Annotated in this window: 8 protein-coding genes and 1 pseudogene; 5 read left to right on the top strand and 4 right to left on the bottom strand. The window is 69.6% G+C overall.

Features of this window, described 5'->3' with window-relative positions; genetic code table 11:
• Positions 1–97 precede the first annotated feature (97 nt).
• Positions 98–1,177 (top strand): winged helix DNA-binding domain-containing protein, encoded by a 1,080-nt coding sequence (locus J0695_RS03750; RefSeq protein ID WP_206960147.1) that lies wholly within the window; start codon positions 98–100, stop codon positions 1,175–1,177.
• Here the strand turns inward: J0695_RS03750 and lysA are convergent.
• The 4 genes and pseudogenes from lysA to J0695_RS03770 form a co-directional block, all read right to left on the bottom strand.
• Positions 1,167–2,498 (bottom strand): diaminopimelate decarboxylase, encoded by a 1,332-nt coding sequence (gene lysA / locus J0695_RS03755; RefSeq protein WP_206960150.1) that lies wholly within the window; start codon positions 2,496–2,498, stop codon positions 1,167–1,169. The two genes, J0695_RS03750 and lysA, sit on opposite strands and share 11 nt — an antisense overlap.
• Complete coding sequence (locus tag J0695_RS03760; protein ID WP_242552170.1) at positions 2,495–2,875, bottom strand: SAV_915 family protein; 381 nt, start codon at positions 2,873–2,875, stop codon at positions 2,495–2,497. The genes lysA and J0695_RS03760 overlap by 4 nt, the downstream gene beginning before the upstream one ends.
• 160 nt (positions 2,876–3,035) lie before the next feature.
• Positions 3,036–3,680: a LysE family translocator gene (locus tag J0695_RS03765; protein ID WP_206960152.1), complete on the bottom strand. Its 645-nt coding sequence runs from the start codon at positions 3,678–3,680 to the stop codon at positions 3,036–3,038.
• A gap of 61 nt (positions 3,681–3,741) precedes the next feature.
• A pseudogene (locus J0695_RS03770) lies at positions 3,742–4,170 on the bottom strand (LuxR C-terminal-related transcriptional regulator); the annotation flags it as partial.
• Positions 4,171–4,322: 152 nt separating this feature from the next.
• Here J0695_RS03770 and J0695_RS03775 point away from each other — a divergent pair.
• From J0695_RS03775 to J0695_RS03790, 4 genes are all read left to right on the top strand, one after another.
• On the top strand, positions 4,323–5,864 hold the full coding sequence (locus tag J0695_RS03775; RefSeq protein ID WP_206960154.1) for an AMP-binding protein: 1,542 nt from the start codon (positions 4,323–4,325) through the stop codon (positions 5,862–5,864).
• A gap of 33 nt (positions 5,865–5,897) precedes the next feature.
• Positions 5,898–6,692 (top strand): helix-turn-helix domain-containing protein, encoded by a 795-nt coding sequence (locus J0695_RS03780; protein ID WP_206960156.1) that lies wholly within the window; start codon positions 5,898–5,900, stop codon positions 6,690–6,692.
• Between the two features lie 161 nt (positions 6,693–6,853).
• A complete protein-coding gene (locus tag J0695_RS03785; protein WP_206960158.1) occupies positions 6,854–7,042 on the top strand; it encodes a hypothetical protein in 189 nt (62 codons plus the stop codon).
• Positions 7,043–7,274: 232 nt separating this feature from the next.
• Positions 7,275–7,640, top strand: coding sequence for a nuclear transport factor 2 family protein (locus tag J0695_RS03790; protein WP_206960160.1), 366 nt, complete (start codon positions 7,275–7,277; stop codon positions 7,638–7,640).
• The last annotated feature ends 619 nt before the right edge of the window (positions 7,641–8,259 follow it).

The raw sequence follows: 8,259 nt of genomic DNA on the forward strand, positions 1-8,259 counted from the left end.
TCCGAGCAGGATATACGCCCTAAAACGCGGCGGCAGGGCGGATCGGGTTCTGGCACGCGGACAGAAGGTGTCCGCAAGGGTGGGTAGCGTGCCGGACATGGACACGATGAGCACCCGCGCCCTCAATCGCGCCACCCTGCAGCGCCAGCTCCTGCTGAGCCGTGCGGCGATGTCCGCCGAGGACGCCGTCGCGCACCTCCTCGGTCTCCAGGCACAGAACGTGAAGCCGCCGTACTACGCCCTCTGGTCCCGGCTCGAAGGCTTCCGCCCCGAAGAGCTCTCCACGCTGATGGAGGAGCGGGCGGCCGTTCGGATGGTGACCATGCGCTCCACCATCCATCTGCACACCGCCGACGACGCCCNNAAGGGGCTCGTGGGCGTCGGGCTGGAGCGGCTCGCCGAGCTCTCCCGGGAGCTGGTCGAGGAGCGGCCCCGGACCATGAAGGAGATCCGGGAGGCGTTGCTCCAGGAATGGCCGGACGCCGATCCGATGTCCCTGTCCGTCGCCGCCCGGTGCACCCTGCCGCTGGTGCAGGTCACACCGCGCGGACTATGGGGGCAGAGCGGCCAGGTCGCGCTGACCACCGTCGAGCACTGGCTGGGGCGCAAGACCGAACCCTTCCCCAAGCTCTCGAACAAACTCGAGCAGGGGAGGCCCCATCCGGCACCCGACGAGACCGTGCTGCGCTATCTCGGTGCCTTCGGGCCCGCGTCGGTCAAGGACATGCAGACCTGGGCCGGGCTGACCCGGCTGAAGGAGGTCTTCGAGCGGCTACGGCCCCGTCTTGTCACCTTCAGGGACGGCAATGGCGTCGAGCTCTTCGATCTCCCGGACGCTCCCAGGCCCGACGAGGACACCCCGGCCGCGCCCCGCTTCCTCCCCGAGTTCGACAATCTGCTGCTCTCGCACGCCGACCGTTCCCGGATGGGCTCGTCCGAGTACAAGGGCCGTACCTGGAAAGGGAATCAGGCCTACTGCGTGTTCCTCCTCGACGGGTTCCTCGCCGGTGTGTGGCGGCTCAAGGAGGACAAGGGCACGGCGCGCCTCGACATCGAGCCCTTCGGGAAGCTCACGCGCGCCGAGCGTGCGGCGCTGGCCGAGGAGGGGGAGCGGCTGCTCGTCTCCATGACCGGCGCCGCCGTGCGCGACGTCCGTTTCGGCGCCTTTACGGAGTGACCTCGCGGCGCATGCAGTCCTCGAAGGTCTCGCGCCGCAGCAGGAGGCGCTCTTGGCCGCCGGCCACTGCCACCAGCGGCGGCCTGCCCACCAGGTTGTAACCGGAGGCCATGGACAGGTGGTACGCGCCGGACGCCGGTACGGCCAGGAGGTCCCCCGGGCGGATGTCCTCCGGCAGCTCGACCGATTCGGCCAGTACGTCGCCCGCCTCGCAGTGCCGTCCCACGACCGTGGCCGTACGCATCGGGGCGGCCGAGGACCGCCCCACCATGCGGGCGGTGTAGCGGGCGCCGTACAGGGACGGCCGCGGGTTGTCGCTCATGCCGCCGTCCACGGCGACGAACACCTCGCGGCCCGAGCGCTTCACCGACAGCACCCGGTAGAGCGCCACGCCCGCCGGGGCGATCACCGAGCGGCCAGGCTCCAGGGTGAGACGGGGTTCCGGGAAGTCGAACTCGGCGCAGGCCCGCGCCAGTTCGTCGCGGATACGACGGCCGAAAGCGGCCGGGGCGGGGGCCGGGTCGCCCGGCAGGTACGGGACGGCGAAACCGCCGCCGAGATCCAGCTCGGGGAGCGTGACGCCGTGCCGCTCCCGTATCCGCGCCAGGAAGCCGACCATCCGGTGCGCCGCGCGTGCGTACGGCTCGGTGGAGGCGATCTGGGAGCCCAAGTGGCAGTGCAGGCCGACCAGTTCGAGCCGCGGCTGGCCGAGCACCCGGGCGACGGCGTCCTCGGCGTCCCCGCTGGTGAGCGAGAGCCCGAACTTCTGGCCCTCGGTCCCGGTCCGGATCTTGTGGTGCGCGCCCGCCTCGATCCCGGGCAGGACGCGGACCATCACCCGCTGCGGGTCGGGTCCGGGAACGTGAGCCGCCAGCCGGGCGATCTCGCAGTCCGAGTCGATGACGATCCGCCCGACGCCGTGGCGCAGAGCGGCGCGCAGATCCTCCGGGGACTTGGCGTTGCCGTGCATCACGATCCGCGCTGCGGGGAAGCCCCGCGACATGGCCAGCTCCAGCTCCCCGGCCGAGCAGACGTCCAGGCCGAGGCCCTCTTCTCGTACCCAGTCGGCCACCGCCCGCGAGAGGAAGGCCTTGGCCGCATAGACCACCTCGGCGCCGGGGACGGCGCGCAGCCAGGCGCGCGCCCGGGTCCGTACCTCCGTCTCGTCGAGTACGTACAGCGGAGTGCCGTACTGTCCGGCGAGCCCCGCCAGGGACACCCCGCCGACCAGCAGATCGCCGGCCGGACCGGAGACCGCCGAGGCGGGCCACACCGAAGGTGCGCCCAGCTCGGGCAGCGACGCCAGCGAGACGGTCGTCATCCGTACACCTCTTCCTTGACGTCGGCGAGATCCCGCACCCGGGCGCAGGGGTGCTGTCCGGGCCATGGCTTGACGGCCGGCGCGGCGGAGGCGGCCGAGGCGGTGAGCTGCGGGTCGATGGTCACGGTCACCACCCCGAGCGGCTCGGCGAGCACCCGCAGGGCGGGCTCGGCCAGCCGGATCCACGCCTGGCGCTCGCCCAGTACGGCGGCGAGCCGCTGGGAGCTGGTGAATCCGACGGCGGTACGCGCACCCAACGGCGTCCGCAGGAACCGGAGTTGGCAGCCACCGGCAGAGCCGTGCCGGACCGGCACGAACAGGGGCCCTGCCGGGCGCGGTGAATGGGGTTCGGGGTCCTCGGGGGCGAGGGTCTGCATGATGTCCTCCGTGCGGGAGTCCGAGTGGGGACCCGACCGGGTCCTTCCACCCGAAGCTATGCCCGGCGGAGCACCGCGCAGGTGCGCCCTGACGCAGCGCTGATCACCTGACGCCGTACTTTGACGCGCCGTTGACGTGCCATTGATGCCGGGGGCGGTGTCAGTCCGCCCGGCCCGTGGCCGCCACCGTCACCCCGAGCCCGATCATCGCGAAGCCGCCCGCGCCGCCGATCAGCGACAGCCTCCGCTCCGAGCGGCCGAACCAGGAGCGGGCCGCCGAAGCCGTCAGACCCCAGAGCGTGTCCGTGACGAGGCCGATCGAGATCGGGACCAGGCCGAGCAGCAGCATCTGTACCGGCACATGCCCTGCTGTCTGGTTCACGAACTGCGGCAGTACGGCCGCGAAGAAGACGATCCCCTTCGGGTTGGTGAGCCCCACCAGCGCGCCGTCCGCCACCGTGCGCACATCCCCGCGCGCCGCAGCGGTCCGAGGCGCGAGCGTGGAGAGCGTCAGCTCCTTGCGGTGGCGGAAGGCCTGCACCCCCAGGAACACCAGATACGCCGCGCCCGCCAGCTTCAGCGCCACGAAGACCACCAGTGAACGCTCGACGACCGCCCCGACACCCAGCGCGACGATCACCACCAGCAGATACGAACCGAGGACATTGCCCAGAGCGGTGGCGACCGCGGTCCTGCGGCCATGGGCGAGCGCCCGTCCGATGATGAACAGCACACTCGGACCCGGGATCGAGATGATCAGAAGAGACATCGCCGCGAAGGCGAGAAATCGATCGGTGGACACCATGTCCCACACCCCCCTTGTGGCCCATCCAAGCAGCCGGGCGCGGGCCGTGCCATGGGGCTGCTCAGGGCAACAGCCCCGCCCGGCGGGCCGCCGCCACCGCCTCCACCCGCTTGTGCGCCCCCAGCTTCCGCATCGCGGAGCGCAGATAGCCCTTCACCGTCTCCGCCTTCAGCCTCAAGTGCTTCCCGGCCGCCGCATTGGTCGCCCCCGTGGCCACCCACGCCGGTACATCCACCTCGCGCGGCGCGAGCACCACACTGTGCTCCTGCTCCCGCGCGGGCTGCGGAAGCGTCAACCGGCCGCAGATCATGAGGAGTTCGCCCCGAGGGATGGGCGCCGTACAGCACCCCGCGCACTTTGCGGCGCACGATCACGGGGACCGCGAGCACCGCGCGCAGGGCCGGGAGAGCACGATCGATTTTCCGCCCGGACCGTTGCCGGTCGAGACGGCGAGCCCGCGCAGGGCGGCGGTCGCCGTGCCGCCCGTATCTCCACTGCTTCCGCCGCCTCCGGCATACGAGATTCCCTTCAACCCCTGTTCGGGGGTGGTGAGATCCAGGTCGCGGACAACACGATGGTAGTAAGTGCCTGACCACCGCATCTGAGGCGGTGATTTCTCCACATCCGGGAAGAGAGAGCGCTATGCGGACGCCGATGACCGTCGCCGATTTCCTCGACCGTGCCGAATGGGGCTTCGCTTCGACGCCCGGTGTGATCGACGAGCCGGACCAGCCCGCCCCCGCTGTGCCTATGTCGACGTACGGACAACTGGGGGGTCGGGTCCGCGCCTGGCAGGCCGGGCTCGATGCGCTGGGTGTCGGTGCGGGGGAGCGGGTGGCGGTCGTCAGCCACAATTCCGCCCGACTCCTTGAGCTGCTGTTCGCGGTGCCGATGAGCGGACGGATCTGCGTACCGCTCAACTTCCGGCTGAAACCCGACGAGATCGACTACATGGTGCGGCAGAGCGGCGCCTCGGTTCTGTTCGTCGACCAGGAGCTGGACGGCGCCCTCTCCGGGGTGAAGGCGCGTCATCGTTTTGTCCTGGGCGAGCAGACCGAGCGGGAGGTCATGCGGTTCGGCGTGGAGCCGCGCCCGTGGGCGGACCCGGACGAGGACGCCACCGCGACGATCAACTACACGTCGGGCACCACCGCCCGCCCCAAGGGCGTACAGCTGACGCACCGCAACATCTGGGTCAACGGACTGACCCTGGGCCTCCACACACGGGCCTGGGAGCGCGACGTCTATATGCACACCCTCCCGATGTTCCACTGCAACGGCTGGGGAATGCCGTTCGTCATGGCAGGGCTCGGCGTGAAGCAGGTGGTGCTCCGCAAGGTGGACGGGGCGGAGATCCTGCGCCGGGTCGAGGAGCACGGGGTCACGCTGATGTGCGGTGCTCCCGCGGTGTGGAACGCGGTCCTGGACGCAGCGGCGACCTGGGACGGCGAGATCCCGGGCCGCGACCAGGTACGCGTCGTCTGCGCGGGTGCCCCGCCGCCGAGCCGGACCATCCAGCGGATGGGCGAGGAGCTGGGCTGGGAGTTCACGCAGATCTACGGACTGACCGAGACCTCACCTCTCCTCACCTTCAACCGCACCCGGCCCGCCGATGCGGAGCTGCCCGCGGGGGAGCGGGCGCGGAGGCTGTCGCGAGCGGGAGTCCCTGCGCTCGGGGTGAGACTGAAGGTCGCAGAGTCCGGTGAGGTCCTGGCCCGCTCGAACACGGTGCTTCAGGGGTACTGGGAGAAGCCGGAGGAGAGCGCGGCGGCGCTGGAGGGCGGTTGGTTCCACACCGGTGACGGCGGCACGGTGGACGACGCCGACGGCCATCTGACGATCTCGGACCGGAAGAAGGACGTGATCATCACCGGTGGTGAGAACGTGTCGTCGATCGAGGTGGAGGACGCGATTTTCAGCCACCCGGCGGTCGCCGAGGTCGCCGTCATCGGCGTACCGCACGAGAAGTGGGGTGAGACGATCAAAGCCCTCGTGGTTCTCGCGGAAGGGGAGACTGCGCGGGAGGCCGACATCATCGCCCACTGCAAGGAGCGGATGGCCGGCTACAAGGCGCCGACGAGCGTCGAGTTCCGCGATGCGATCCCGCGCACGGCCACGGGCAAGATCCAGAAATTCAAACTGCGGGAACCGTACTGGTCGGGCCTCGGCCGGGGCGTCAACTAACCGTCAGGCAGAGGAGGTTGCAGGCGGATGGCCATGTCGGAGCAGCGTACGGGGTCGGAGGTGGGCGCGTTGCTGCGGGGATGGCGTGAACGACGCCGCCTCAGCCAGGTGGATCTCGCCAACCAGGCCGGGGTCTCCTCCCGCCATCTCAGCTTTCTCGAGACCGGCCGGGCCATGCCCAGCCGGGCCATGGTGCTGCGCCTGGCCGAGCAGCTCGAAGTCCCCATGCGCGACCGCAACCCGCTGCTGCTCGCGGCCGGTTACGCCCCGGTGTACGAGGAGAAGCCGCTCGCGGACCCGACGATGGGGCCTGTGCTCGACGCCATCGGGCAGGTCCTGAGCGGCCATGATCCGTACCCGGCGCTGGTCGTCGACGGCGAGTGGAACCTCGTCGACACCAACCGGAGCTTCGCGCTGTTCACCGAGGGGGCCGCACCCGAACTCCTCGAACCTCCCGTGAACGCCCTGCGCCTTGTGCTGCACCCCAAGGGCATGGCTCCGGGCATCGTCAATCTCGGTGCGTGGCGCGCCAAACTCCTGGGCCGGCTGCGCCGTCGGGTGTCCGCAGATCCCCGGCTGCGCCCGCTCTACGAGGAGCTGGTGGAGTACCCGTGCGATCAGGAGGAGCCGGAGCTCGATGTGCCGGGTCTCGGGGACATCTGTACTCCTCTTCAACTGCTCAGGGAAGGCAGGCAGTTGTCGTTCTTCGGCACCCTCGCGACGTTCGGTGCGCCGCGCGACATCACGGTGTCCGAGTTGACCATCGAGTCGTTCTTCCCTGCTGACGAGGCCACGGCGGAGGCAGTGCGAGGCCTGGGCCGGCCCTGAGACCGGGACCTTCTTTCGGGGCATCGCCGCAGTTCGGAGAGGTGCAGTAGAGCCTTCCTACCTCCGAAGTAATTGCGCTCCTTACCTGTCGGGGGGAGATTGACGGCATCGACCTGCCTCGATCAGGAGATCCCCCTTGACCACATCCACTGCAGTCAGCCATGTCTCCGGACGACGCCGCCCGGCAACCGGTTGCCCTGCCGGGACCGCACCCCGCCGCGCTGCCCGTCGTCCTGGTCGGTGTCTTCCTCGGCGGCCTGGACTTCTTCATCGTCAATGTCGCCATTCCCGCGATCTCTCGTCGCCTTCACTCTCGCCTCGGCCGCCTGCGGACTGGTGCCCACCCCTGAGGCGCTGCTCGGATTCCGTATGGTGCAGGGCGCCGCAGCAGCGCTGATGGCCCCTCAGGTACTGGCGATCTTCAGCTCACGACCGGACTGCAGGTGGGCAACGGCCTGGGTGTCGCCCTGATCGGCCTCGTCTTCTACAACGTCCTCGGTATCACTGTGCTGCTCGGGCTCGTGGTGCAGGCCCTGCCCAGGAACCCCGCCGGCGCCGAGTAACCAACGAAGGAAGAGATTCATGACGGACAACCTGAACGCATTCGCGACCCGGTACATCGCCATGTGGAACGAGCCCGACCCCGGCCTGCGCAGCAAGGCGATCGCGGAGCTCTTCGCCCCTGGGGCCCAGCACTACACGCCGGCCCAGGAGGTGCACGGCAGGGCAGAGCTGGAGGAGCGGGTCGGCACGGCGTACGAAAGGTGGGTCGAGCCTGGCCTGTACGCCTTCCGGGCGGTGCCCAATGCGACGGGCCACCACCGGGCGGTGCGGTTCAACTGGGAGATGTACACCGTCGCCACGGGCAAGGCGGATTCGGTCGGATTCGACTTCCTCGTGCTCAACGAACTCGGACAGATCGAGACGGACTTCCAGTTCGTCGACTGACCCTGGCCCCGCTCTGCGGTGCGGGAGGCGGGTCACCCCCACTCCGGCCGGCCAGGGGGCTCCACGCGGGAGAGCCGCGCTGACACTGCCCTTCATCACCGCGGGCCAGGCCAACCCCACGTACCCCATGGAGTGTTGAGGCTTTCCGGGGGTGCGGGCGTCGGTTTTGCGCCGTCGGCGGCGGTGAAGGCCGGAATGGCCTGCGGGTGCAGGTGCGGACTTGGCCGTCCGGCTTCCGGTTGCGCCGAACAGTCGTCGCAGGTCGCAAGGTACGACTTCGTTGTCAAGGAACCCGTGGGCGCACGCAGGCCCCGGGATCCGACTTCATATCTTGAGCACGAATTCCACACATCCCCCTCTTCAGCGGGGTTCCGGTGCTCTAGAGTGACGTTGCTTCACTTGCCGGGATACAAACCGACAAATGGCAATCCGTTGGCCCGGCGTTTCGGGTGTTCAGGGCTTTGCGTGCGGGGAGCGCTCAAGGCTTCGACGGGTCCCATGCCTGTGGTGCTGAAGTATCCGGTATGTCGTGAGCAGGGCGGGGGCCCTGCGCGGAAGTACAGCGCGAAGGAACAGCACGGCTCGGGGGGCGTGAACCTCCCATGGGGCGGGACTGTGC

It is taken from the genome of Streptomyces beijiangensis (assembly GCF_017315755.1).
Classification (GTDB): Bacteria; Actinomycetota; Actinomycetes; order Streptomycetales; family Streptomycetaceae; genus Streptomyces; species Streptomyces beijiangensis.